The sequence below is a fragment of the Streptomyces sp. NPDC094147 genome (assembly GCF_044764265.1).
Lineage (GTDB): Bacteria > Actinomycetota > Actinomycetes > Streptomycetales > Streptomycetaceae > Streptomyces.
In genome coordinates, this window is the sequence record NZ_JBIWHT010000003.1 from 35,587 (window position 1) to 60,778 (window position 25,192).

Here is a 25,192-nt window from a genome sequence, read left to right on the forward strand (position 1 = left end):
TATCAGCTTTCGGGGGATCGAGGAATCATGTCGTACGTGGAGATGCCCGGGGCACGGGTGCCGATCAGGATGTGGACCGACCCGCAGTCGGTGGACGAGGGGGCCCTGCAGCAGCTGCGCAATACCGCCACGCTGCCGTGGATCAAGGGCCTCGCCGTGATGCCGGACGTCCATTACGGCAAGGGCGCCACGGTCGGCTCGGTCATCGCCATGCAGGGCGCGGTGTGCCCGGCCGCGGTGGGTGTCGACATCGGCTGCGGCATGTCCGCGGTCAAGACCTCCCTGACCGCCAACGACCTCCCCGGCGATCTGTCCCGGCTCCGCTCGAAGATCGAGCAGGCCATCCCGGTGGGCCGCGGCATGCACGCCGACCCGGTGGACCCGGCCCGGCTGCACGGGTTTCCGACGGCGGGATGGGAAGGGTTCTGGGAGCGGTTCGGGGGGATCGCGGAGGCGGTCAGGTTCCGGGAGGAACGGGCCGCCAAGCAGATGGGAACGCTCGGATCCGGCAACCACTTCGTCGAATTCTGTCTGGACGAGTCGGGTTCGGTCTGGCTGATGCTGCACTCCGGGTCCCGGAACATCGGCAAGGAGCTCGCCGACTTCCACATCGGCGAGGCGCAGAAGCTGCCGCACAACCAGGGACTGGTCGACCGCGACCTCGCCGTCTTCGTCGCGGACACCCCGCAGATGGCGGCGTACCGCAACGACCTCTTCTGGGCGCAGGAGTACGCGAAGTACAACCGGGCGATCATGATGGCGCTCTTCCAGGACGTGGTCCGCAAGGAGTTCAAGAAGGCGAGGGCGACCTTCGAGCCGGTCATCTCCTGCCACCACAACTACGTGGCGGAGGAGCGGTACGACGGCATGGACCTGCTGGTCACCCGCAAGGGCGCGATCCGGGCGGGCTCCGGCGACTTCGGGATCATCCCGGGGTCGATGGGCACGGGTTCGTACATCGTGAAGGGCCTCGGCAACGCGGCGTCCTTCAACTCGGCCTCGCACGGCGCGGGCCGCAGGATGAGCCGGAGCGCGGCGAAGCGGACGTTCTCGACGCGGGACCTGGCGGAGCAGACGCGGGGCGTGGAGTGCCGCAAGGACTCCGGCGTCGTGGACGAGATCCCGGGCGCGTACAAGCCGATCGAGAAGGTCATCGACCAGCAGCGCGACCTGGTGGAGGTCGTGGCGAAGCTGAAGCAGGTGGTGTGCGTCAAGGGCTGAGTTCCGGTGTCCGAACACAGGCTCTGGAACGCTCTGGGGGTGAGGGGAGCGCGGCGGGGCCGGGGTGCTGTGGAGGCGGGGAGCGCGGCCGGGCCGGGGGCTTTCGCCCCCGGCCGCCGCCTCTTCCCGGCCCGCATGCCGGGAAAGCGCCGGAAGGGCGCGCGGCTGTGCCGTCGGCGAGCCGAGGGGCTGCCGGGCACTGCCCGTATCACGAGGACGTACCGGGGAGGGGTCCGGTTTTGTCCGGGCGGCCGTGGCAGAAGCCGCTCGGTGTCCGCGGGACGCCCGGCAGGGCATCGTCTGCCCATGCCCTGCACTGCCGGTTCTGGCGTGACGCGGACAACGTCCTCGTGACAGCGGACGTACGGCGATCCAGCTCAACCCTTTACGGGGTGTGCAGTTGATCGTCCTCACTCAGCATGCAGGAAGCGGGCGGGGTTTTCCGCTGAAGATTTATCCGCTGAAAAGCAGGATGGGAAAAGATCCGGCCCGGCGGGCGCGATAGGGGCGGGTGGGCCGGTCGAGACGCGGGTGGCGGGTGCTGGTGTGCTGGTAGGTGCTGGTGCGAGGCCGGTGGGCTTGCGGGGCCGGTGGGCCTGTGGGGTGCGCCGGGGACGCGGGACGGTCTCCTGGGCGTGCAGGGGTGCGCGGGGCTCTCTTGCGGGGGCGCCCGGTGGTTCAGGCGGTGGCCTGGTCGCGGTGGGGCGGGGGGTCGTCGATGAGGCGCTCGTCGGACAGGGCCCACTGATAGGTGAGTTCCTGGAGCGTGGACGCGCCGAACAGCTGCCGCAGCGTATGCACCTCCTTGGACAGGCTGCGCAGCCCGATCCCGAGCCGCTGCGCCGTGAGCCGCTGCTCGATGCCCCGCGCCATGTCGCGCAGGATCTCTCGCTGGAGCAGCGTCGTGCGCGTACCGGAACGCTCGGCCGAGCGGGGCGCGCCGGTCCGCGGGTCGCCGTTCCAGGGGTCGGCGCGCCGCCACCCCTCCTCGAAGACCTCGGCGATGAAGGCGACCACGGCCCGGTCCCGTACGTGCCAAGAGGCATGGCTGGGTGCGGAGTTGACGATGTGGTCGGAGATGAACGCCTGCCGGCGGTCGATGACCACACAGCGCTGGAACTGGGTGACCTGGGTACGGAACTGGGCGCCCCGGCCCGCCATCGCCGTCACGTACGCGCGGGTCACCGCGTCGTCGCGGCCGGTGTCCAGGAAGAGGGTGCGGATGCCCACCCCGCGGGTGAGCGCCGCGCCGTCCCGTTCCTCGGCGGCCGCCAGCTGCGCCGGGGTGCGCGGGCCGGCGGGCTGCGCGGTCAGGAGTTCGCCGCGGGCCTGGCCGACGGCCTGCTCGATGCGGGCGTTGACGAGTTCGGGCTCGGCGAGGAACTCCGAGCCGCGGCCCGAACGCCACTTCGCCCGCTCGAAGTGCAGACTCAGTTCATCGGTGAGCTGCGGGATGCGGGCCATGTGCGCGGCCTTGGCCGCCACCCGCCGCAGCTCGTCGTCCAGGCGGCGCCGGCCCGCCTCCTGGGGGTCGAGCGCGATGGGCAGGTGCGGCAGCCGCGGATCGGTGGTGACCAGGCCCCACTCGGCGAGCTCCGCGAGCGCCCGGCCGTCCCGCTCCGGGTCGATGTGCTCATGACGGGTGACCCGGCCGTAGACATCGACGGCTTCGGGCGACAACCCACCGGCGGCGGCCGCCCAGTTGTCCGGTTCGCCCATAACTGCCCCCGTTGTGCCGCTGCGTGTGTGCGCCCGGCGTACGCGCGCACCCCGCTACCGCTTGATCCATGCATGGCTCATCAGCCAGCGTACCTGTGGGGTCTCTCCTGGCGGGTGCCTCGGCGGCCGGCCCGAAGCGGCGGGCGCCAACGCTGTGCCCGGAGGGGCCGACCGTACCCCGACCCGTCCACGAAAGGGCACGCCTCGCCAACCACCTCCCGGCCTTCGCCCCGGCCGTGATGGCCGCCGCCCTCACCCCGCCCGCAGTGACCGCGGTGCCAGCCCCCGACGATCTCGTCCGGGGCCGTTGCGCTGTCGGCGGCCCATGCCCCCGCTGGTCCACGCCGGTCGAACGGCGCTCTTCGACCACCCGGTGCACATCGAGGAATCGATCCGCTCCGACAATGGGACGTACGCCGAACATTGGATGTGCACCGACAACCCGGTGTACGCCGATCACCCGGCCCGGAGCTGATGGCAGAGTCGGGACCGACAGTCGGGAGCGGCCGTTCCAACCGCGCGGCCATCGGCGAAGCTGCCGGCCGCCCGTATCCGGGGGAGAACCACAGATGGACAAGCCCGCTCTGCGCTCTCTGCTGCGCGAACGACGTGCGCTGATCAAGCCCGAGAGCCATGGGCTGAGCAGGCCCACCCGGCAGGGACGGCGGGCGCCCGGCCTGTCGCAGGCCCAGATCGACCAGATCCTGCACCGCGCCCCGGACACCTACGGGCGTCTGGAGTCCGGCCGCTACCCCAACCCGCCCGCGGACCTGCTCCAGGATGTGGCCCGACTGCTCGGCATGAACGAGCAGGAGTGGATCGCGCTGTGGCGGTACTGTCTGGGCCAGGACCCACCGTTCCCCCTGAACTCGCAGTCCGGAGAAGAGATCCCCGGCGTGTGGCAAGAGGCCGTCGATGGCATCGGGCACATGGCGTACGTCAATGACCGGTCGTGGAACCTGCTGGCCCACAACAGCCGCTGGACCGAGATGTTCCCCGGCCGGCTGGTGCCGCAGAACACCATGCGGTGGATGGCGCTCGATCCGGGCGCCCGGGAGACCCTCACCGACTGGGAGCATTCCTGGGCGCCGCTGGTGCTGCCCCAGCTGCGGGCCGCGCTGGCCGCCGACCCCGCCGACCAGACGCTGGCCCAGATCGAGAAGGAGGTCCTCGCGGACCCCCTCGCCGCCGGCATCTACAACCGGGCCAGCGCCTATCTCCATCTCGACGGCGACGAACGGCCCCTCAACCACGCGATCCTCGGGCCCGGCTGGGTGACGATGTGCGCCGCCCAGCCGATGGCCGCGCCGGGCGCCCGCCTGATCATCCTGGTGTTCCACGCGGGCGAGAAGCGGCGCCACACCCGGACACCGATGCTGCGAGCGACGCAGGTGCGGTAGGGGGAGAGCGGGGGTGGGGCGCTGGAGGGGGTCGGGTCGGGCGGGGCGGGGCTGACTGGCCGGGGCGGATCGAACTGGGCCGGGACGGTCGGGGCGGGCCGAATGCTCCCGGGCTTTGGTGCAGGGGCCCGGCTCGGCCTACAGCTCGCGGTGGACCTTGGTGTTGGAGGCCTGGGCGCGGGGGCGGACCACCAGCAGGTCGATGTTGACGTGGCTGGGCCGGGTGACCGCCCAGGTGATGGTGTCGGCGACGTCGTCGGCGGTGAGCGGCTCGGCCACGCCCGCGTACACCTTGGCGGCCTTCTCCGTGTCGCCGCGGAAGCGGGTCGTCGCGAACTCGTCCGTCTTCACCATCCCCGGCGCGATCTCGATGACCCGCACCGGGCGGCCGACGATCTCCAGCCGGAGGGTCTCGGCGAGCACGCGGGCACCGTTCTTCGCGGCGACGTAGCCACCTCCGCCCTCGTAGGTGGCGTGGCCCGCCGTGGAGGAGAGGATGACGACCGCGCCGTCGCCCGAGGCTTCGAGCGCGGGCAGCAGGGCCTGGGTGACGTTGAGCGAGCCGATGACGTTCGTCTCGTACATCTGCCGCCAGTCGTCCGGGTTGCCGGTGGCGATGGGGTCGGCGCCCAGCGCGCCGCCCGCGTTGTTGACGAGCACCCCGATCGCGCGGAAGGCGGTGGCGAACTCGTCGACGGCGGCGCGGTCCGTCACGTCGAGTGCGTACGCCGTCGCCTGGTGGCCCGCCTCGTTGATCTCGGCGGCCAGCGCCTCGATGCGGTCCTTGCGGCGGGCGGTGAGCACCACGCGGTAGCCGGCGGCGGCGAGTTGTCGGGCCGTGGCGGCACCGATCCCGCTGCTCGCTCCGGTGACGACGGCGATCGGGGTCCCGGCGGCAGTCATGTCGTGCTCCTCGCGCGTGTGGTGACCGGCGCTGCGGTCGAGGGTGGGGCGGTTGAAGATGCGGTGGTTCAGGGTGCGGTGGTTCAGGGTGTGGCGGTTCGAGATTCGGCCGTCGAAGAGGTGATCGAAGCCGACATGCGGCCAGGATAGGCGGGGTTCGGTGGTCGGGGTCGGGAGGGGAGCGGCTCTCAGCGGCCGCGTGGGGCGTACATGATCACGGCCATGCCGGCCAGGCAGATCAGCGCGCCGGTGATGTCCCAGCGGTCGGGGCGGTACCCGTCGGCGACCATGCCCCAGGCGATCGAACCCGCCACGAAGACACCGCCGTACGCGGCGAGGATCCGGCCGAACTCGGCGTCCGGCTGGAGCGTCGCGACGAATCCGTAGATGCCGAGCGCGACGACTCCGGCGCCGATCCAGATCCAGCCCCGGTGCTCCCTGACGCCCTGCCAGACGAGCCATGCCCCGCCGATCTCGAACAGGGCGGCCACGACGAACAGAAGAGCTGAGCGGGCGACAAGCATGTGCCCAGGGTGACATGTGACGGGGTGGCGCTCCTGGAAAATAAGGTATGAAAGGTACCTTTCGCTCATGTTGGTTCGTGTGATGAGCAGATTCAGCAGGGCTGGTGGATCGGGCGGATCCGGCAGGTCCGGCAGATCCGGTAGGCCCGGTGGCTCCGGTGGCTCCGGTGGCTCCAGTGGGTCTAGTAGGTCTAGTGGGTTCAGCAGGCCCGGTGGAGACTGCAGGTCCGGCGGAGCCTGTGGGTCTGGCGGAGTGTGTGGGGCCGGCGGAATCGGCAGGTCTGGCGGAACCTGTGGGTCTGGCGGCGTCGGCAGGTCCAGCGGCTTCGGCGGGCCGGGCAAGGTCGCCGGAGCTCTCCGGCCGGCCGGGGCCCGCCGCACTCTGGCAACGGTCGCCGTCGCCGTGCTGGCGGCGGCGACGCTGATCGCCACCGGTACGCCCAGCGGGGCGGCCGGCCTCGATCGTGGTGTGGGGCCCGCTCCTGGGGTGGCCGGGAGCGCCGGGGCCGAGGCGGATGTGTCGTATCACGGTCACGTCTCCCTCTGGAACGGGCGGGTCGGTGTCTGGCTGGAGACCGCGAACCACGGTCCTGTCGCGGTCCCCGGCGCCACCGTGCGGCTGCGGTTCTCGGTGCCTCTCGCGGCCGGCGTCAGCCTGCCGCCGGCCTGTCTGCGGACCGGCCGGTCGACGGTGCAGTGCAGCACCGGTCCGATGCGGGCGGCCGGGACCGGTGCCCAACTCGCCCTGGACCTGGCGCTCGTCGGCAAACCGGCCCAGGTGACCGTCGACATCGGCACCGTCTGGAACGGCGGCCTGAGCGACCGCAACCCGGCGAACAACACCCATCATGTGCTGGCGCTGGCCACGGGCGACCCGTACACCTTCTGACGGCTGGGCGGCGGGCGGCGCGGGGGTCAGCCGACCCTGAACCCCGCCCCCGGGCGACCGCCCGCCGTTACGCGCACCCCGTCCAGCGGGCGAGAGCCGCATCCAGGCCGGGCGCGTCCGGGCGGTCGCTCGCCCAGGCCACGTATCCGTCGGGGCGGACCAGGAGCGTGCCGCGGCGCTCGCTCTTCCAGTGCGCGCATATCGCCCCCGACGGCGCTGCCGCCCCGCCGTCCCGCGGAGTCACCAGGACGAACTCGCCCCGCCGCAGCACCTCGTAGAGGCGGCCCTCGGCAAGGTCCAGGTCGGGGGCGCGCTTTCCGGTGAGCGGGTGGGATCCGCGCTCCGCGTGGTACGAGACGCCGAGGCCGCTGATCATTCCGATGGCCCGGTCGGCGACGGGCCGTACGACGTTGAGGAAGCGGGTGAACAGGGAACGGGCCGCCCGTTGCAGCGGGTTGTGGGCCATGGCGAGCCGCACGAGCGAGCCGCTGCTGCGCAGCACCGTCGCGCCGACGGGGTGGCGTTCCGCCTGGTAGCTGTCGAGGAGGTCCTCGGTATCGGCGGTGCGGCCGCGCAGCACGGCGGCGAGCTTCCAGGAGAGGTTCGCCGCGTCCTGGAGGCCGGTGTTCATGCCCTGGCCGCCGGCGGGGGAGTGGACGTGCGCGGCGTCCCCGGCGAGGAAGACGCGGCCGACGCGATAGGCGGGAGCCTGGCGCTCGTCGCTGTGGAAGCGGGAGATCCAGCGGGCGTCGTGCATCCCGTAGTCGGAGCCGAGCGCCTCGCGGGCGACCGTGCGGAGCTCATCGAGGTCGACGGGCGCACTGTCGGGGACCTGGCGCTTCCGGTTCCAGCCCATGACCCGGTAGTAGCCGTCACCGAAGGGGGCGATGAAGGCGAAGGAATCCCGCGAGCCGTTGACAGTGAGCAGCCCTTCCGGCTCCTCGGTGAGACGCACGTCGGCCAGCATGATCGAGCGGATCACGGACACCCCGGGGAACGGCAGGCCGAGCGCCTCGCGGACGCCGCTGTGCACTCCGTCGGTCCCGACGAGATAGCGGGCCCGGACCGTGGCCGGCTGCGCGGTGGCGGTGTCGCGCAGCTCGGCGGTCACCCCCTCGGTGTCCTGACGGAGCCTCAACAGCTCGGCCCCGTAACGGAATTCGGCACCGCTGGACAGCGCCCGCTGCTCCAGCACGTGCTCCACCTCGTACTGCGGGGTGATCAGCACGTACGGGAAACGCGAGCGCAGCCGGGTCAGGTCGAGGGAGAGGCGGCCGAACAGCCGCAGGTGGTCGATAGTCCTGCCTCGTTTGACCAACTCGTCGGCCAGGTTGCGGGCGTCGAGCATTTCCAACGTGCGCGCGTGGACGGCGAAGGCGCGGGTCATGTTGCTGACCCCGTGCGCGCGGCGCTCGACGACCGTGACACGCAGCCCCGTGGCGGCGAGGTCGCCCGCGAGGAGCAGTCCGGTCGGGCCCGAGCCCACGACGAGGACATCGGTAGTGAAGGTGTCTTCGGGGTCGGTGGAGCGGGTGGAACCGGTCGAGCTGGTGGTGCCGTTCATGGCTGCCTCCTCGGTGCCAACGCTTGTTGGTCAACGCTTGTTGGCAAATGTAGAACCATCGGGACTGGTATGTCAACGGTTGTTGGCCTACAGTTGTTGGCATGACGACCGAAGTTCCCGCCGGAGGCCCCCGCCGCAGCTCAGGAGCCACCAAGGCCGCGATCCTCGAAGCCGCCCGCGAGCGCTTCGCGGCCGATGGTTACGAGCGCGCGACCATCCGGGCCATCGCCCGCGACGCGGGGATCGACCCGTCGATGGTGATGCGCTACTACGGGAACAAGGAGGGCCTGTTCGCCGCCGCCTCCGAGATCGACCTGCGCATGCCGGAGCTGGGGTGGCTGCCCGGCAAGCACCTCGGCGCCGTGCTCGTCGAGCACTTCCTCGACCGCTGGGAGGCCGACGACGTGCTCACCGCGCTGCTCCGGGTCGGAGTCACCAACGCGGCGGGCGCCGAGCGGGTGCAGCTGGTGCTCGCGGAGCAACTGGTGCCGGTCGCCGCCGGCGTCTGCCCCGATCCGGCCGACGCCCCGCGCCGGGCCGCCCTGGCCGCCTCGCAGATACTCGGCATGGCGATGGCCCGCTATGTGCTGCGCTTCCCGCCCGCGGTCGCCATGTCACGCGAGGAGGTGATCGCCTGGCTGGCCCCCACGATCCAGCGCTACCTCACAGCGGACACCCCCTGACCCGGCCCCGCGCAGGCCCCCGCCCGGCGGAGGCCCTGGCGCGCGCTGCCCTCGCGCGAGTCCTGCGCCGTACACTTTCTGCATGGCACAGAAGAAAACCGGCCAGGATCGGGGGCACACCGACCGGGCCGGGCTGATGCGGGACCTGGGTGTCGTGTCGCGCCGTTACATGGCCTCGTACGTGCTCTTCAACCAGGCCCTGGCCGACAGTCTGGGCCTGCACCCGACGGATCTCCAGTGCCTCAACCTGCTGGGTCTGGAAGCGGGGCCCGTCACCACGGGGCGGATCGCCGAACTGACCGGGCTCACCACCGGTTCCGCGACCCGGCTCGCGGACCGCCTGGAGAACGCCGGATATGTGACGCGGCGCCGGTGCACCGAGGACCGCAGGAAGGTTCTCGTGGAGCTCGTGCCCGAGCGGATGGCGGAGTTCGGCAAGGTCTGGGGCCGGCTCAACGGCGCCTGGTGGGAGATGTTCGACGTGTACGAGGACGACGAGATCGCGCTCATCGCGACCCATATGCGCCGGACCATGGAACTCAGCGCGAGCCAGATCGAACGCCTCAGGAGCGGTGTGTTCTGACGGAAGCGCGTCGGCCCGGGGCTTGGAGCCGGTGTCAAAACTCCGCCCGGTCTGCGGCGTGATCCGGACGTGTCCCAGACGCAGGTGATCCGGACGGGGCCCAGACGCGCAGGCTCCTATCCGGCCCGGTCCGCCGGGCATGCTCCCGCCGCGCCGAACTCCCGTACCGCGTCGTCGACGATCGCCTCCAGCCCGGCGTGGTGGGCGCCGCGCCAGTACACGCGGTCGCAAACGGTGCACTCGGCGAAGACCTCATAGGTGGTGCGGGTGCCGTGTTCCAGGCGGTCGCCCACCGAGTCCTTGTCCGCGTTCCGCAGCGGTGCGTTGCAGGCGGTGCAGCGGGTCCAGGGCGCGAGGGCGGGCGCGAACCGGCCCAGTACGTCCCGGAGTTGCTCCTCGGGGCGGTGGCTGTAGACGTACGCCCCTGCCCACAGCTCCCTGCGGTGCAGCAGCCCCCGGTCCCGGGACAGCATGACGCGCTGCTCCCGTGCGGAGAGCGCGGCGAGCGCCGGGTCGCCGATGTCCTCGCTCTCGTACGCCGCGTCGACGCCGAGCAGCCTCAACCGCCGGGCCAGCGTGCCGAGATGGACATCGAGCAGGAAGCGGAGCGGGGCCCCCGGTACCTGCTGCGGGCGCTCGACGGCGCGTACCTCGACGACCTCTCCGGCGGCCGGAATGTGGGAGACCGCGACCTCGCGGCCGTCGGCGAGCAGCCGGCCGACCTCGGTGAGCGGGACACCCAGCGATTCCACGACGTGGCCGAGGGTGGACGCGCCGTCGGTCACGACGGCGCTGCGTCCCTCGCGGCGCTTCGTCGGGACGAAAAGTCGCAGCTCAGGGGCGAAGTCGAGGTGGATCTCCGGTCCGTTCACGCCGTCAGGATCGCATTGGCACGGGTGTGGGGACCAGGGATTTCGCGGCGCGCCCCGGCGCTCGCGCCGGAGCACCGGGGGCACGGAGCCTCCGGCGCGAGCACCGGGATTCGCCGGGAGGGGCGCCGGTGGATCAGGGACGGAAGGCGTCCGTGTTCTCGCCGGCCCAGGCCGCGAAGGTGCGGGCCGGGTGGCCGGTCAGCTCTTCGACGGTCGTCGTGACGGAGTCGGGGCGCCCCTCGCTGGCGGCGAAGTAGCTGAGCAGCGAGTCGGCCACGCTCGGAGGTATGTACTCGGCCATCGACTCCTTCCAGGCCTCGCCGCTCACGGTGTTCACGGTGATCGGCCGACCGGCCGCCTCGGCGAGTGCCGCGACCTGCTCGGCGGCGCTGAGGGAGGCGGGACCGGTGAGGTGGTAGGCCCGGCCGCGCAGTTCGGGAGTGGTGAGAACGGCGAGCGCGGCTTCCGCGATGTCCGCCTCGTGGATGGGGCTGGACTGGGCCTCGGGGTAGGGGAGGTCCACGGTGCTGGTCGACTTGATCGCCCAGGACCAGCCCAGCGCGTTACCCGCGAAGGCGCCCGGCCGCAGGAAGGTCGACTCGATGCCGGACGTTTCGAGGGCACGCTCGACGCCGCTGTGCATCGCCGCGATGGCGTTGGTGTCGGCGTCGGGCTGGAGGACGGAGCTGGAGGAGAGCAGCGCGATGTGCTGGACTCCGGCGGCCTTCGCCTCGGCGAGGAACGCCTCGATGTGCTTCGGGTTGGCGTAGAGGAAGACCGACTCGACGCCGGCCAGCGCGGCCGGGAAGGTCGCCGGGTCGTCGAGGTCGCAGACGACGCGGTCCACGCCGTCCGGGAGGGTCAGCTTGTCGGGGCTCGCTGAGGCCGCGCGAACGCTGAGGCCGCGCTCGCGCAGCAGCGGGATGAGGGTTGCGGCGACCTTGCCTCGGCTGCCGGTGATCAGAACCGTCATGGTGGAAATACCCTTCGGGAAAAGGAAGTTGACGCCATACAGCGGTCAGCGGTGTTGACGCGCAGAGGTCGAGCGGGCGTCTCGGTCGGTCGTCGGCCGGTGGGGTGCTGAAGCGGCGGGTCCGGTCGGCGGACGCGGCTGCGACGCGTGAGGCTGGTGGGCGTGGGCAAGCGGGCGGCTTCCGGTGGCTCGGCGCCCTGGGCATCATTCTGCATCGGACAGAATCTGCGTTACGCAGTTAAATATCGGTGAAGGACGCCTGTCCGTCAAGCGGTTTCGCCGCCCGGCGCGCGCAACGGGCCGGGCGGGGGTCGAGGGCCTTCGAGGGGCCTCTACCCTTCCCGCATGAAGATCACCGACCTTGAGCCGGGCGACCGGCGTCTGACGGACGACCTGCTGCCGGTGCTGCGTGAACTCCGCCCGAACCTCACCGAGGACCTCTTCGCCGAGATCTACGGGGAGGGGCACGGCCAGGGGCTGCGTTTCACCGCCGCGTACGGCGACGACGGGGCGTGCGTCGGCGCCGCCGGGTGGCGGATCGTCGTCAACACCAGTGCCGTCCGGAAGCTGTACGTGGACGACCTGGTCACCGCTGCCACGGCCCGCTCCACCGGGGTGGGGCACGCCCTCCTCGCGCACCTGGAGAGCCACGCGAGGGCGGCCGGCTGCACGTCCCTCGGCCTCGACTCGGGAACCCACCGCACCGACGCCCACCGCTTCTACTTCCGCGAGCGGATGGCGGTGACGGCCTTCAACTTCTACAAGCGGCTGGACTGAGCAGCTGGGCTGAGGGTGCCGGGTGGAGGTCGCGGGCCGGTGGGCAGGCGGAGGTCGCGGGTTCGGAGTCAACTCGTCACGGAGTGTGTCGCTCATGTTCGGAACTGTAGGCGCCGGGTCTGACAACGGCCTGTGATCAGGGGCGGGAGGCCGCTGGGCGCAGGGCCGAGGGCGGTGCGCCCAGCGTCGCCGTGAAGTCCCGTACCAGATGGGCCTGATCGGCATAGCCCAGCTCGTCGGCCAGCCGGGCCCAGTCGACGGTGGCGGCGGACTCGGCGTGTTCGAGTGCCTCGTGGATGCGGTAGCGCAGGACGACCCACTTCGGGCCGACGCCCACGCAGGCCGCGAAGAGGCGTTGCAGGGACCGGGCGGACAGTCCGGCTTCGCGGGCGAGCGCGTCGACCCGGCGGACCGTCCGGTCGTGGCGGATGCGGTCGACCAGCTCCATCGCGAGCTCCGCCTGTGGATCGGGCCGGGAACCGAGGCCCAGCAGAAAGCCGTCGAGGGCCGCCACCCGGTCCTCGTCCCGGTCCGGCGAGAGCACCGCCGTGGGGTCGGCGGCCGGGAACACCGGGTCAGCCGGGATCACCCGGTCCGTCCACTGCGAGACGGGGAACCCGGGCGCGAAGGGCCGGAACCCGCCCGGCCGGAACTGGATTCCGCACACCCGGCCACGGCCCGACAGCTTCCGCGTGGCGAGGGCGAGGCCCACCCCCGACAGTTCCAGGAAGTCGGGGCGCCCGTCGTCGTACCGCTGGAAGACCAGGTTGACGCAGGGGTGCGGCACCACGTGTGAGGCGTACGGCTGGGGAAGATCCCAGTCGATCAGCCAGTAGTGCTCCAGGTACGGGCGCAGCGCGGGCGCCGGTTCGTGGCGGCGGAACCGTACGTGCGCGAAGAGGTCGGCGGCGTCGACGATGCCCCGGGTGTCACGTCGTGGTCCGGGCCTGTGCGCTGCCATGGGCCGATCCTACGGAGTCGTCGTCTCCTACGGAGTGCTGGTGAGCCGTGCCCATTCGGTCGAACCAGTACAGCGCCGCCGCGTACAGGGCGAGCACCAGGGCGAGCAGCGGGTAGTACGCCAGGGGCAGCGCGCCCATGCCGATCAGCGGCCCCACGGGCGAGAGCGGGAGCAGCAGACCGGTCAGGGCGAGGAGCCCTGCCGTGACCGGGACCCCGCCGCCGCGTCCGGTACGCAGCAGGACCATCACCAGCGCCTGGGTCAGCAGGTTCTCCGTGAACCAGCCCGCGTGGAAGGCGGTCTCGGCCCGGGTGTGGCTCACCGCCCAGGCGAGCACGGCGAAGGTCGCGAGGTCGGCGGCCGCGTTCAGGACGCCGAACCCGGTGACGGAGGCGAGGACCTCGCTCGGGCGCAGCTTCAGCGGGCGGCGCAGCGCCCCGGCCTGCGGGCGGTCGTACGCGAAGGCCAGCTGAGCGGCGTCGAAGCACAGGTTCTGGACCAGGACCTGGGAAGGCAGCATCGGCAGGAACGGCAGCAGCAGGCCGGCGGTCAGCATCGCGATGACGTTGCCGAGGTTTGAGGAGAGAGTGATCCGCAAATAGGTCGCGATGGTGGCGCCGCAGCTGCGGCCCGCCATGATGGCGTCGTCGAGCAAGGTCAGGTCGTTCGCCGCGAGGACGACGTCGGCCGTCTCGCGGGCCACGTCGACCGCGTCGGGCGGGCAGATGCCGACGTCGGAGGCGCGCAGCGCGGGCAGGTCGTTGACGCCGTCGCCGAGGAATCCGGTGACATGTCCGCGCTCGCGCAGGACCCGTACGATCCGGGCCTTGTGCTCGGGGGAGCAGCGGGCGAAGACAGTCCTGCTGTCGGCGAGTTCACCGAGTTCGGCGTCGGTGAGGGCGTCGAAGGAGGCGGCGGTGACGACCTCGCCCGGCGGCAGGCCGAGTTCGCGGCAGGCGCGGGCGGCCGTACCGGGGTGGTCGCCGGTCAGCACCTTCACGGCGACCCCGCTGCGGATGAGCGCGGCGAGCGCGTCGGCCGCCGTCTCCGCTGTCGCGTCGCGCAGCCCGACCAGGCCCTGGAGGCTCAGCCCGCGCTCGTCGGCGGTGGTGTACGGGCGCGTGGCGGCGGGCCGTTCGGCGAGCGCCACCGCGAGGACGCGCAGGCCGTCAGCGGCGAGGCGGTCCGCGAGCGCGACCGCCCGCTCCCGCTCGTCGGCCGTGAGGACGCACCGTTCCAGTACGTCCTCCACGCCGCCCTTGACCACCAGGGTGTGGCGGCCGAGCCGGTGCGGGGTCCTGACGACGGCGGTGGAGAGACGGCGTACGGGATCGAAGGGAAGGGCGGCGACGGCGTCGTACTCCAGCGCGTCGAGGCCCTCGGGAAAGCGTTCCTCCGCGGCGTCCAGGAGGGCGGCGTCGAGGGCGTCGGCGGCGGGCAGCTCGGCGAGCTGCAAGGTCCACAGGCTGTTGACGGCGGCCCAGTGCAGTACGGAGTCGTCGGGCGCGCCGGAGGTGTCGAGCGTGCAGTCCAGGACCGGCCGGTCCTGGGTCAGGGTGCCCGTCTTGTCCAGGCAGACGACGTCGACGGCGCCCAGGTCGTGCAGCGCGGGCAGCCGTTTGACGATCACCTGGTGGGTGCGGGCCAGCGCCGACGCGCCGCGTGCCAGCGTGGTCGTCACGATCACGGGAAGCATCTCGGGCGTGAGCCCGACCGCCACCGCCACCGCGAACGGCAGCGTCTCCAGGCCTCGGTCGCGGAGCGCCGCGTTGGCCATCAGGACCAGAGGCGGAGTGAGCAGCATGAAACGGATCAGGATCCAGGAGATGCCGTACACCGAACGATCGAAAGCGGTCGTGCGGCGATCGTTCCCCGGCAGCTTGTCGCCCGTCGCGAACCGTGTGTCCGCACCGGTCGCGATCACCACACCGGTGCCACTGCCGGAGGCCACACTGCTGCCCTGGAAGCACACCTCGGGCCGGTCGAAATCCTGGGCGCCGAGCGTCCGCTCGCGCGATGCGACGGACAGCGGGGCATCCGCCGCGCCCGGCGCGGGCTCGTCCACCGGGTACTTGGGCACCGGCGCGGACTCCCCGGTCAGCGCGGCCTGATGCATCGTCAGCCCGGTGGCCCGCAGCAGCCGCAGGTCCGCCGGTACGAGATCGCCGGGAGCCAGCCGCACCACATCGCCCGGCACCACCTGGTCCACGGGGATCTCGCGCGACGCCGGCACCGCGGCCTCGTCCGCCCTGCGCAGCACGGTCGCGGTGCTCGCCACCAGCTCCCGCAGCCCCGCCGCCGAACGGTCCGCGCGGTGCTCACCGGCCGCCCGCAGCGCACAACTCACCACCACCAGGACCGTGATGACCGCGGCCGTGGCCCAGGCGGCGACCGCCGCGGAGACCAGCGCCAGGCAGGCGAGGACCGCTGTGAACGGGTCGCGGAGACTGCGGAGAAAAAGAATCGGCAGGGACGGAACTCGGCGCGTGGGCAGGACGTTCTCCCCATACCGCACGAGTCGTTCCTCGGCTTCGGACTCCACCAGTCCCCGTGGCCCCGAGCCCAGCGAACGCAGCAGCTGCAAAGGAGTGCTCCTTGACAACTGCAGAGAAGAGATCCGCTCAGGCGCCCAGGTCACGGACGAGTCCCGACGGTCCCGGCAACTTCACGCCCTCGCCCAGCCGGGCGACCAGCCAGCACACCATCTGAGCCACATCGGGATCGTCGACGAGATAGACGACCCGGCGACCCTCCCGCCGGGACCGGACGAGCCCCGCGAGTTTCAGCTTCGCCAGATGCTGACTGACGGCCGGCAACGCACCGCCGACCCTCTCGGCCAGCCCCGACACATCGGACTCGCCATGGCTCAGCGCCCACACGATGTGCAGCCGCGCGGGCGAGGCAAGGAGTCCGAAGACCCCCGCTGCCTCGCCGAGCACCTCGGCCGACGGGTCGGTGTTCGTCCTCGTCACCATCGCCTCCCGTCTCCTCGGTGTGGTGGCTGTTCCTGTCGCCCCGGGGAGCCAGTCTAGGGGCGACCTCTCACAGCGACACGAGGGTCACCTCGGTCGCCTTCACGCTCGACCACACGGCCGCGCCCTCCACCAGGCCCAGCTCCGCGGCGGCCTCCGGGGTGATTTCCGCGATCAGGTCGGGCGACTCGGCGGACCCGATGAGCACCCGCAGCCTGCTCCCGCTCGCCGTGATCTCCCGCACAGTGCCGGGCCAGACATTACGGGGGCTGCCATCGGGGCGCTTGCGGTGCACGGACACCGACTCCGGCGCGATGATCGCCAACGCCCGGCTGCCCTGGGGCAGTTGCTCGGCCGCCACGATCCGCCCGCCGCCGGCCAGTGCGAGCCCGTCGCCGCTCGCCTCCCCGGCCCAGGCGTTGCGCCCCAGCATCCGGGCCACCCACGGGGAGCGCGGGTGGCGGGTGACCTCGGCGGGCGGTGCGTCCTGAAGGGTGCGCCCGGCATCCAGTACGAGGACGCGATCGGCAAGCGAGACCGCCTCGACGGGGTCGTGGGTCACGATCAGGCAGACCCCGCCGAACCCGTCGAGGTGGGTGCGCAGTGTGTGGCGGACGTTGGCGCGCGTCGTCTGGTCGAGCGCCGCCAGCGGCTCGTCCAGGAGCAGCAGCCGCGGGCGGGCGGCAAGCGCTCTCGCCAGGGCGACGCGCTGCGCCTGGCCGCCGGAGAGCTGTGCGGGCCTGCGCTGGGCAAGGTGGCCGACACCGAGCCGGTCCAGCCAGCGCTGGGCGGCGGCGCGGGCCTCGGTGCGGGAGACGCCCTGGGCGCGCAGCCCGTACGCCGTGTTGGCGAGCGCGCTCAGATGCGGGAACAGCGCGCCGTCCTGGGGGACCCAGGCGACCCCGCGCTTGTGCGGCGGCAGCCCGGTGACATCGAGGTCGCCCAGGCGCAGTTCGGCGTGGGCGCGCGGGGTGAGTCCGAGCAGGGCACGCAGCAGGGTGGTCTTGCCGGCACCGTTCTCGCCGACGACCGCGACAGTGGTGCCGGGTTCGGCATCGAGGGTCAGCTCATTGAAGCCGGAGACATCGGCGTGCAGTCCCCAACTGGGCGTCGGCTCAGTCGAGTTGGGGTCTGCCCCGGCCCCGCCCGCCGCTCCGGGGTCGTCCGATCCGGCTCGCGCGGATCCGGCCGCCCCCAGGCGTACGGATCCGGCTGCTCCCGCCCGTACGGATGCGGAATCCGGCTGCCCCGGGCCGGAATCCGTCGGGGTGTCCGGGACGGCGGGAGCGGCGGGTGAGCCGCTCCGTAGTGAGGCGGGGCCGAGCCAGCGGCCGCGCAGGGTCACGAGTACCGCCATGGCGATGGCCAGCAGGAGCAGGGAGACGGAGGTCGCGGCCTGGGGGGAGTCCTGGAGGAGGAGGTAGACCTGGAGGGGCAGGGTCTGCGTGGTGCCGGGGAGGTTGCCGGCGAAGGTGATCGTCGCGCCGAACTCGCCGAGCGCTCGGGCCCAGGTGAGAGCGGCGCCGGCGGCGAGGCCCGGCGCGACCATCGGCACGGTCACGGTGAGGAAGACCCGCAGCGGGGAGGCGCCGAGCGAGGCGGCGGTCTCCTCGTAACGCGGCCGCAGTCCGCCGAGCGCGCCCTCCAGGCTGATCACCAGGAACGGCATGGCGACGAAGGTGGCGGCGACCACCGCGCCGGACGTGTGGAAGGGGAGGGTGATACCGAAGGTGCCCTCCAGCCAGGGGCCGAGCAGCCCGCGCCGTCCGAAGCCGAGCAGCAGCGCGACACCGCCCACCGTCGGCGGCAGCACCATCGGCAGCAGGACGAGCGAGCGCACCAGGGCCTTGCCGGGGAAGTCGACCCGGGAGAGCAGCCAGGCCAGGGGCACACCGAGGAGAAGGGAGAGTCCGAGTGCCCAGAAGGAGACGACCAGCGAGAGCCGCAGGGCTTCGGTGACGTCGGGGCTGGTCAGGTGGGTGCCCAGTTCGCCCCACGAGGTCCGGGTGAGGATACCGAGCAGTGGCATCAGCAGGAACGCGATGGCGAGCAGCGCGGGCACCGCCAGTGCGACGGGTGTGCGCGGGCGGCTGCTGCTGCGAGTCATGGCTGGCCCCGGTGTCCTGATGGCTACGGCGTCCTTATGGCTATGGCGCCCTGGCGGTCACGCCGTCCTGACGGCCGCGACGCCCTGACGGTCATGGGGCGACGACGGCCGCGGGTCATGCCGCCGGTCACGGCGCCCTGATCGTCATGGGGTCTGCCCGTCCCCCCGTGAACAGGCAGACCCCATAAGGGAGTTGTGGCTTACGGCTGCTGGAAGCCGGCCTTCTGGAGGATCTTCTGCGCCTCGGGGGAGGACAGCCATGTCACGAACGCGGCGGCGGCATCGGCGTTCTTCGAGGCCTTGAGGGTGGCGGCCGGGTACTTGGCGACGGCGTTCTGCGCGTCCGGGATGTCGACCTCGTCGACCTTGCCCTTCGCGGAGGCGGCGTCGGTCTTGTAGACGATGCCCGCGTCGGCCTCGCCCAGCTCGACCTTGCTGAGTACGGCGCGGACGTTCGGCTCCTGGGAGACCGGCTTGACCGTGATCTTCTGGGCGTCGAGGACCTGCTTGCTGTAGCGGCCCACCGGCACCTCGGGGGCGGCGAGGACGACCTTCAGGTTGGTGTCGGCCAGGTTCTTGAGGCCTGCGACCTTCTTCGGATTGCCCTTGCCGGTCGCGATGACCAGACGGTTCCTGGCGATGACCGACGGGCTGCCGGTGTCCGCCTTCAGGCCGTCCATGGTCTTGGTGTCGGCGGTGACCAGCGCGTCGGCGGGGGCGCCCTGCTTCACCTGGGCGGCGAGCTCCTGCGAGCCGGCGAAGGAGAACTTCACCTTGGTGCCCGGGTGTTCCTTCTCGTAGGCCGCGCCCGCGGTCTTGAAGACGTCGGTGAGCGAGGCCGCGGCGAGGACGGTGAGCTGCGCCTTGGGTGCCGAGCCGGAGCTGCCCGACGGGGAGGCGGTCTTCGCGCCGCCACCGGACTTGTCGCTGCTGCAGGCCGCGGCCAGCGGAATGAGCAGGGCGGCGGAGACGACGGCCGCGGCGGCACGGCGACGCTTGGTGCTGAGAGCCATGACAGACATGGGTGGAACTCCTTCGGATGCTTGTCGAGCCGCGCCGGAGGTGAGGGGTTCCCCGCTCGAAAGTCATGGGAGAGCTGGGGGAAGGGCGACGCCGCGGGGACGTACGTAGGTGGCCTTGGTTCGGCCTGGGGGTGTCGGGCGGGGCATGGCACGGGGTGTGTCGCCCGGCACGGCACCCCGCCGGGTACCTCTAGGTGCGGTCGATGTGCACGCTGGTGGACTTCACCCGCGCGGTGGCCTGCATGCCCACCTCCAGACCCAGCTCCTCGACGGCCTCCCGGGTCAGGAGGGAGACCAGCCGGTGCGGACCGGCCTGGATCTCGACCTGGGCCGCGACATCGCCGAGCTTGACGGCGGTGACGATGCCGGGGAAGGCGTTGCGGGCGGAGGTGTAGGGCTCCTCCTCCTCACCATTGGCGGACTGGCCGACCTCGATGGAGAAGGCGGCCAGATCGCGCCCGTCGATGAGTCGGCGGCCGGCCTCGTCGCGATGGGTCGTGACGCGGCCGCCGTCGGCCCAGCGGCGCACGGTGTCTGGACTGACGCCGAGCAGACGCGCTGCCTGGCCGATGGTGTAGGACTGCATGTGCGACAAGATAGGCGGCCCGGCCTCGCATATACAAAGAGTCCGTCGGAAGGTACGTCGCACGTGCGAAGCCGAGTGGACGAAGGTCCAAGCCGCTGGCGGCCGCCTCGGAGCCGGGCCCCGAGAGCCACGCCGAGAACCCAGCCGCGCGAGAACCGGGCCCTCGCGGCACCGGCCCGCAGGCCGGACTTGCAAGCCCGGTCCGGCGCGCCTATGCCCCGCAGGTCGGCCCGGCGGATTCGGCCTTCGCGGCCCCGGCCCCACAGGCTGGCATTCTTTTTCCAGAAGGGTGGACTTCTGGATCTCTACCATTGAGCAGAAACTCAAACGGTTCTCGTTGAGGGGGTCGCGGACGTGGGGGCCGTGGAAGTAGCCGCGGACGATGTGGGGCCGGCATTGGCGTCGGCGGAAGAACCGGCGGGTCTCGGTGGCGAGTCGGGTCCTGGTTCCGGGCCCGGTGGCTCTTGGGGAGGCTGTGCTTCAAGTCCGCGTTGACGAGCTCGTCAGGGTTCAACTCGGGCGAGTACGGCGGCAGGTGGCCCAGCTCGATCTCCTCGGCATGATCGGCGAGCCAGTCCCGCACCGTCTTCGAGCGGTGCGCTGAGTGCCCGTCGACCACGAGGCGGATCTTGTGGTCGAAGTGGCTGACGAGCCGGGTGAGGAAGCGGCACATCACAGCCGAGTCGAAGGTCTCGGTGAAGACCATGAAGTGCATGCGGCGAGGACGGCCCGCGGGCTATTCGAGCGGGGTCCTGGCGAGGACCTCACGCAGGACCGGCCACGAGAGGTCGGAGTACGTGGTGAACTTCTCCTTCGTGCGCTTGGTCTCATGGATGTACTCGAAGACTTCGCGGGTGAGGTCGGCTCCCTCGTACGCGTCCAGGTGCACCTCCTTCTCATTGAGATACACATGGAAACTCGCCCCGAATTCGGCGCTGTCGTTCATGAGTCCGTCACTGCTCATGGCTCCGCCGTCCATCGGGCAGAACACCTTGTGCACGGCGTACGTGTCTCGGGTCAGCCACGCGCACTGGCCGGGTGTGAGCGTCACCAGCCCGCGCTTCTCGGCGTCCCAGTCCAGCGTTTTGTACGACATGACGTCGAGCTGTCCGGCGAGACAGTAGATGATCCCCGTTGTGTTGCCGTGCGAGTGGATCGGCGAATAGTGCTGCGCCGGCCAGATCTCCAGGACCACCGGTGAGCCGTATTTCGCGTTCTTGTCGAAAGCCGGCTCCGGGACTCCGTGCCGCTGTCTGGCCAGGCTGTCGTACAAGCCCTTGCCGGTGCAGGCCACCCGGATGTACGGCGGATGGCTGCGGTCGCCCTTCTTGCCGTAGACCTTGTCGTGCAGGATCTGCCGCAGCAGCCGGGGCGTGCTGTCCGTGCGGGGGTCGAGATGCCAGCGGATCGCCTGGATCTCCCAGGCGGAGAGCCGGATGCTGGCGGCCTTGTGGGCGAGGTCCATGACGGCCGGGGGAACCATGAGCTGGCGGACGTACTCGTCGAACGAGGACGGCTGGGAGATGACGAGCGCCGGTTCGATCCGTTCGGCCTGGATCCGCAGTCGCCGTTCCTGCTCGTTCGTGACGTAGAAGGGCGGCGGCGGCTCCATATAGGTCTCGGCCGACACGGTGAGGGTGGGGGGTGTTTGCGTCATGACGGAATTGTCGACGCCGGCGGAGACGGAAAAGGGCCGATGTTACTGATAAGGGGAATTTACCGGCCCCTTCCTGTCGCTGCGGAACCGATCCTCCGGCGTCACACACAGCTGCGACAAAGACCCCGATCGAGTGGTATCGCGCGGAGTGTTCACGCGAGGGAGCCCTTCCGGGCCGGGCTGGGGAGAACTCCCTCGCGGGTCACGCCTATTCCATGCCACGTCCGCTGAGGGGAACGCCGCCCAGGGAGATGAATCCATCGGCGAGGTGCACTGCGGGAAGGGCGGCCAGCTGGGCATCCCAGGAGTCCTCCACCTTGATCGGCGGAGTGGGCTCGATGAAGGCGTCACTGGTCTGGAGGTCGTAGACGAGTTCGTCGATCTCCTCGCGTGTGGTCGACGGCATGACGAACGCGTGGACGTGATCGCCGACCTCGGACATCGACCACTTGGCGAGCAGGCGCGTGTTGGGGCGGCGGAATCGGACGCTGAAGGACCCGGGGGTCCGCGCGACCTCAAGGGAGGGCGTGATGTCGAGTCCCTTGAGCCGGCGCTCCATGTACTCCGCCAGTTCCATCGCGATGCGGCAGCGCTCGACCTGGTCGCTGTAGGAGAGCTGGGCCAATTGGTTCCACATCACCAGAGGGGAGAACCCGTTGCGCGAGCCGGCGAAGGTGGTGTCCTTGGAGCCGATCACCGGCACTTCCGCGGGCGGTGCCATCTGGTATTTGACCTTGGTCATGTACAGGCTGCAAGGCCAGGGGACGCCGGGCCATTTGTGGCCGCTCATGGAGATGGACGAGACCATGTCGACCTTCTTGCCGTTCTTCACCTTCGCCCGCAGACCGAAGTCGAACTCCGGGAGCGTGATCTCGGGGGTCCAGTTGAAGACGTGCGGTTCTTTCGAGGCCATCCGCATGAACGGTCCGTACCCCGCGCCGAGCGCCCCGTCGACGTGAATCCAGAAGCGGCGACGCGTCACCTTCATTCCGCGTCCGTAGGTCAATTCGTGCTCAAGGTGCTTGTCCTTGAAGAGCGGGAGCAGCTTGCCGCAGATCTCCTCGACGTTGTCATGCGCGCCCTTGAAGGTGCTGCCGTAGTTGAGGCTCACCAGGATCGGGTGCCCCTTCTTCACGAAGAAGTCGACGAGGCTGACGAGTTTCATGATGTCGACCTCGCCGTTGGCGTCGGAGGGAACGCCGTCCCGGCAACTCTCCCAGCCGCCGTCGACGGGACACTCGTCGTTCTTGATGTACTTGAACTTCTGCGCCGCGCCGTAGACGTTGTACATCCCCAGCACCCTCATCCCCTTGCCGAAGGAGTAGTGGGTGTCCTGCGAGTAGAAGACGACGGGGGTGAAGAACTTCTCGTTCTCGCCCGACATCTGGGGCTCCACATAGGTGAGGGTTTCCCCGCTGTCGGAACTGGTCTTCAGGAGCGCCTTGCCCGAGAGGTAGTCGCGTGCGTTCCACAACGCGTAGAGGTTGGCCTCGGTGGAGCCCATCGAGGTCATGTACCCCCAGTACGACTCCCCGTCCTTGGGGTTGTGCGGCCATTTCGCGTGCCACAGGGACGCGAAGTAGTCCAGCACCGCGCGCTCGGCGACCCGGGTGTTGGGCTTGTAGCCGCCGCGGTCGAACGGATCACCCATGTTGTTGACGTGGAAGTCCAGGAACCGCGAGAGGTCCCGCCTGCTGCCGTCGGTGTCCTGGCTGAACTGGTAGCCCAGCATGTGGTCACGCTTGTAGGTGAGGTACTTCTCCATGGCGTCCAGAGCCTTGCGACGCTGGACCTCGGTGAGGGCATGACCCGCGATCTGGAAGTCGCGCGCGTCGATTCCCGGCTCCTTCGGGTATTCGTGGGCGGGGTCCTTGAGCGGTCCGCTGACCAGCCCGGCCTGGCCGTTGTGGAGTCCCTGGCTCTGCAGGATCTCCTCCCAGGTCTCGTGGTCGGGACCGAACGGAATGTTGGTGACAGTTTCTGGGCCGGACTGATCGACCGTCATGCTGCGTGCTCCCATCGGCTCGTGGTGCGGTCCTTCGCACCTGGCAGCCAGCGTGGGCATCCACCGCTCCGACTATGCCGCAGACACTTTCGAAAAGTCCCGCATTCCCCCCGTATGGTCGAACGTATGTATGGTTGAAATCGAACGTGTGTATAGAACTTGGCGCCCGCCCAGGCGTCGCCGGTATACGCCGCCCCGGTGCTTGGGTGTGCCGAGTTGCCGGGTGCGGCCCAGTGGATACCAAGGTTTCGGTTCGGGGTGACAGTGATCTTGGTGGCGGGTGTATCCCGTTGGCATTGAGCCCGCTGCTTGGCGGTCAGACCCCCCATCGGGATACCGCACAGACCGATCGTGTTCGCGCATCCCAATGAGGGGCCGAGTCGTCGCGGGGCGCCGGGCGGTGTGAGGACCGGTTGGGGGCGCTCTCCTGAAAGGACGACCAGGATGGCCCGCTCCGGTAGGTAGTGATGCGCCGGACAGGGCGCCGTACGCACATCGGCGGGCGTCATGGGGGCGAGCGACCGGAGGTCGCCAGTGGACACGGTTCAGTACCACGGCCACTACCCGCAGTGGGCGGTCTACGCCCGGAAGTTCTTCCTGCGGGACCTGCATGAGAACGGCACGGCGGAGCGGCTGACGATCCTCAACTATGCCTTCGCCAACATCTCCTCCGACACCCCGATCCATTCCGGCTACAGAGCCTTCGCCGCGACCGCGCCGAACAAGAACCCGGGCCACGCGGACGGCGGCAAGGACGTCGGGGACGCCGACGCCGACTGGGTGAGGCCGTTCCTGGCCGCGGAGTCCGTCGACGGCAAGGCCGTCCCGACTGGAACAGCCCCAACCACCTCAAGGGCGACTTCAACCAGCTGAGGAAGCTCAAGGCCAAGCACCCGGAGCTGAAGGTGCTGATCTGGTTCAGCGGCTGGACGTACTCCCGGAACTTCTCGCAGGCAGCCAGGCCCGAGCACCGCAAGGAGTTCGTCAAGTGCTGCATCGACCTCTGCATCCGGGGCAGCCTGACCACCAAGATCTGGACGGACACCAAGAGCTTCCCGGGACAGAAGCGGGCGGTCTACGGAGGTGACGGCGTGGCCGCCGGGATCTTCGACGGCATCGACAGCGACTGGGAGCGGCCGGGCACCGACAAGGGCCTGCCGGGCAACCTCCACAGCGACGACGACAAGAAGAACCTCCCGCTGCTGCTGACGGAGTTCCGCGAACAGCTCGACGCCTTGCCTGCGCGGCAGGACGGCGGCAAGTACCTGCTGACCGCCTTCCTGCCGGCCGACCCCGCGCTCATCAAGGCGGGCTGGGACGTGCCGGAGGTCGTGAAGTACCTCGACTACGGCGATTTGCAGGGCTACGACCTGCACGGCGCGTTCGAGTGCCGGGAGAGCTGCTTCAACAACCACCAGTCCGCGCTGCACCTGATCGACGGTGACCCGAGCCCCGGGAAGCTGTCGGTGGAGACGGCGGTCGACGCCTGGGCGAAGGCAGGGGCGCCGGTTGCTGGGCGGGGGCGGGGATGTGTCGCTCGCAGGCGTCGAGGAACCTGTTTCGGGCGTACGGCTTGGCCCGCTTGCCCTTGTCGAAGCGGTGGTTGGGCGGGCTGATGCCGAACTCCCGCAGCAGGGTGGGCAGATGGCACAAGGTCAGGCCCTTGGTGCCGTACTCCGGCCACGGGGACTCCGCATCCTCATGGAGCGCGGCGAGCAGAATCCGGGTGCTCAGCACATCGGGGCTGTCCGCCTGTACACGCATCTGCTGCCCG

General features: G+C 70.5%; 22 protein-coding genes and 2 pseudogenes. 8 read left to right on the forward strand and 16 right to left on the reverse strand.

Translation table 11 applies throughout. The features are described 5' to 3' along the window. Positions 1 to 27: 27 nt before the first annotated feature. The gene (locus ACIQ8J_RS07510; protein ID WP_403267888.1) at positions 28 to 1,221 is read left to right on the forward strand and encodes an RtcB family protein; all 1,194 of its coding nucleotides are present in this window, start codon (positions 28 to 30) and stop codon (positions 1,219 to 1,221) included. 678 nt (positions 1,222 to 1,899) lie between these two features. On the opposite strand, the gene ACIQ8J_RS07515 is transcribed toward ACIQ8J_RS07510, so the two are convergent. Then, the gene (locus ACIQ8J_RS07515; RefSeq protein WP_403267891.1) at positions 1,900 to 2,940 is read right to left on the reverse strand and encodes a hypothetical protein; all 1,041 of its coding nucleotides are present in this window, start codon (positions 2,938 to 2,940) and stop codon (positions 1,900 to 1,902) included. 569 nt (positions 2,941 to 3,509) lie between these two features. Here ACIQ8J_RS07515 and ACIQ8J_RS07520 point away from each other — a divergent pair. Beyond that, positions 3,510 to 4,340, forward strand: a complete 831-nt coding sequence (locus ACIQ8J_RS07520) for a helix-turn-helix domain-containing protein (protein ID WP_403267894.1) — start codon at positions 3,510 to 3,512, stop codon at positions 4,338 to 4,340. A gap of 138 nt (positions 4,341 to 4,478) precedes the next feature. On the opposite strand, the gene ACIQ8J_RS07525 is transcribed toward ACIQ8J_RS07520, so the two are convergent. Further along, on the reverse strand, positions 4,479 to 5,243 hold the full coding sequence (locus tag ACIQ8J_RS07525; RefSeq protein ID WP_403267897.1) for an SDR family NAD(P)-dependent oxidoreductase: 765 nt from the start codon (positions 5,241 to 5,243) through the stop codon (positions 4,479 to 4,481). Between the two features lie 188 nt (positions 5,244 to 5,431). Beyond that, entirely contained in the window at positions 5,432 to 5,767 is a 336-nt protein-coding gene (locus ACIQ8J_RS07530) for a YnfA family protein (protein WP_403267900.1), read from the reverse strand. A gap of 403 nt (positions 5,768 to 6,170) precedes the next feature. Between ACIQ8J_RS07530 and ACIQ8J_RS07535 the strand changes: the two genes are divergently transcribed. After that, positions 6,171 to 6,656, forward strand: a complete 486-nt coding sequence (locus ACIQ8J_RS07535; RefSeq protein WP_403267903.1) for a hypothetical protein — start codon at positions 6,171 to 6,173, stop codon at positions 6,654 to 6,656. A 67-nt stretch (positions 6,657 to 6,723) separates the two neighbouring features. Here the strand turns inward: ACIQ8J_RS07535 and ACIQ8J_RS07540 are convergent, their stop codons facing one another. After that, positions 6,724 to 8,220 (reverse strand): FAD-dependent monooxygenase, encoded by a 1,497-nt coding sequence (locus ACIQ8J_RS07540; RefSeq protein ID WP_403267906.1) that lies wholly within the window; start codon positions 8,218 to 8,220, stop codon positions 6,724 to 6,726. A 101-nt stretch (positions 8,221 to 8,321) separates the two neighbouring features. Here ACIQ8J_RS07540 and ACIQ8J_RS07545 point away from each other — a divergent pair, with 101 nt between their 5' ends. Next, positions 8,322 to 8,903 carry a TetR family transcriptional regulator gene (locus ACIQ8J_RS07545; RefSeq protein ID WP_403267909.1) on the forward strand — a complete coding sequence of 194 codons (582 nt, stop codon included), beginning with the start codon at positions 8,322 to 8,324 and terminating at the stop codon, positions 8,901 to 8,903. Positions 8,904 to 9,039: 136 nt separating this feature from the next. After that, positions 9,040 to 9,486, forward strand: a complete 447-nt coding sequence (locus ACIQ8J_RS07550) for a MarR family winged helix-turn-helix transcriptional regulator (protein WP_403268824.1) — start codon at positions 9,040 to 9,042, stop codon at positions 9,484 to 9,486. Positions 9,487 to 9,602: 116 nt separating this feature from the next. On the opposite strand, the gene ACIQ8J_RS07555 is transcribed toward ACIQ8J_RS07550, so the two are convergent. Continuing rightward, positions 9,603 to 10,358, reverse strand: a complete 756-nt coding sequence (locus ACIQ8J_RS07555; protein ID WP_403267911.1) for a Mut7-C RNAse domain-containing protein — start codon at positions 10,356 to 10,358, stop codon at positions 9,603 to 9,605. 133 nt (positions 10,359 to 10,491) lie between these two features. Continuing rightward, positions 10,492 to 11,331 (reverse strand): NAD(P)H-binding protein, encoded by an 840-nt coding sequence (locus ACIQ8J_RS07560; RefSeq protein ID WP_403267913.1) that lies wholly within the window; start codon positions 11,329 to 11,331, stop codon positions 10,492 to 10,494. A gap of 345 nt (positions 11,332 to 11,676) precedes the next feature. Between ACIQ8J_RS07560 and ACIQ8J_RS07565 the strand changes: the two genes are divergently transcribed. Beyond that, the gene (locus ACIQ8J_RS07565) at positions 11,677 to 12,108 is read left to right on the forward strand and encodes a GNAT family N-acetyltransferase (protein ID WP_403267915.1); all 432 of its coding nucleotides are present in this window, start codon (positions 11,677 to 11,679) and stop codon (positions 12,106 to 12,108) included. Between the two features lie 136 nt (positions 12,109 to 12,244). Here the strand turns inward: ACIQ8J_RS07565 and ACIQ8J_RS07570 are convergent, their stop codons facing one another. The 9 genes and pseudogenes from ACIQ8J_RS07570 to ACIQ8J_RS07610 form a co-directional block, all read right to left on the reverse strand. After that, positions 12,245 to 13,069, reverse strand: coding sequence for a DUF6597 domain-containing transcriptional factor (locus tag ACIQ8J_RS07570; protein WP_403267918.1), 825 nt, complete (start codon positions 13,067 to 13,069; stop codon positions 12,245 to 12,247). Beyond that, positions 13,038 to 15,707 carry a magnesium-translocating P-type ATPase gene (gene mgtA / locus ACIQ8J_RS07575; protein WP_403267920.1) on the reverse strand — a complete coding sequence of 890 codons (2,670 nt, stop codon included), beginning with the start codon at positions 15,705 to 15,707 and terminating at the stop codon, positions 13,038 to 13,040. Before mgtA ends, ACIQ8J_RS07570 begins: the two co-directional genes overlap by 32 nt. Next, the gene (locus ACIQ8J_RS07580) at positions 15,691 to 16,044 is read right to left on the reverse strand and encodes an ArsR/SmtB family transcription factor (protein WP_403267923.1); all 354 of its coding nucleotides are present in this window, start codon (positions 16,042 to 16,044) and stop codon (positions 15,691 to 15,693) included. Before ACIQ8J_RS07580 ends, mgtA begins: the two co-directional genes overlap by 17 nt. Positions 16,045 to 16,111: 67 nt before the next feature. Beyond that, complete coding sequence (locus tag ACIQ8J_RS07585) at positions 16,112 to 18,148, reverse strand: ABC transporter permease (protein WP_403267926.1); 2,037 nt, start codon at positions 18,146 to 18,148, stop codon at positions 16,112 to 16,114. Positions 18,149 to 18,348: 200 nt separating this feature from the next. Continuing rightward, positions 18,349 to 19,161, reverse strand: coding sequence for a molybdate ABC transporter substrate-binding protein (modA, locus tag ACIQ8J_RS07590; RefSeq protein WP_403268827.1), 813 nt, complete (start codon positions 19,159 to 19,161; stop codon positions 18,349 to 18,351). Between the two features lie 199 nt (positions 19,162 to 19,360). Beyond that, complete coding sequence (locus ACIQ8J_RS07595) at positions 19,361 to 19,756, reverse strand: molybdopterin-binding protein (protein WP_403267928.1); 396 nt, start codon at positions 19,754 to 19,756, stop codon at positions 19,361 to 19,363. Positions 19,757 to 20,074: 318 nt separating this feature from the next. After that, positions 20,075 to 20,474 (reverse strand): annotated as a pseudogene (locus tag ACIQ8J_RS07600) (transposase); the annotation flags it as partial. An 18-nt stretch (positions 20,475 to 20,492) separates the two neighbouring features. Then, positions 20,493 to 21,413: a hypothetical protein gene (locus ACIQ8J_RS07605; RefSeq protein ID WP_403267931.1), complete on the reverse strand. Its 921-nt coding sequence runs from the start codon at positions 21,411 to 21,413 to the stop codon at positions 20,493 to 20,495. 208 nt (positions 21,414 to 21,621) lie between these two features. After that, complete coding sequence (locus ACIQ8J_RS07610; protein WP_403267934.1) at positions 21,622 to 23,418, reverse strand: histidine decarboxylase; 1,797 nt, start codon at positions 23,416 to 23,418, stop codon at positions 21,622 to 21,624. 534 nt (positions 23,419 to 23,952) lie between these two features. Between ACIQ8J_RS07610 and ACIQ8J_RS07615 the strand changes: the two genes are divergently transcribed. Next, complete coding sequence (locus ACIQ8J_RS07615) at positions 23,953 to 24,291, forward strand: hypothetical protein (RefSeq protein WP_403267937.1); 339 nt, start codon at positions 23,953 to 23,955, stop codon at positions 24,289 to 24,291. Between the two features lie 26 nt (positions 24,292 to 24,317). Continuing rightward, positions 24,318 to 25,034, forward strand: coding sequence for a glycosyl hydrolase family 18 protein (locus ACIQ8J_RS07620; RefSeq protein ID WP_403268829.1), 717 nt, complete (start codon positions 24,318 to 24,320; stop codon positions 25,032 to 25,034). Here the strand turns inward: ACIQ8J_RS07620 and ACIQ8J_RS07625 are convergent. Then, a pseudogene (locus tag ACIQ8J_RS07625) lies at positions 25,012 to 25,182 on the reverse strand (DUF3631 domain-containing protein); the annotation flags it as partial. The gene ACIQ8J_RS07620 and the pseudogene ACIQ8J_RS07625 sit on opposite strands and share 23 nt — an antisense overlap. Positions 25,183 to 25,192: the final 10 nt, after the last annotated feature.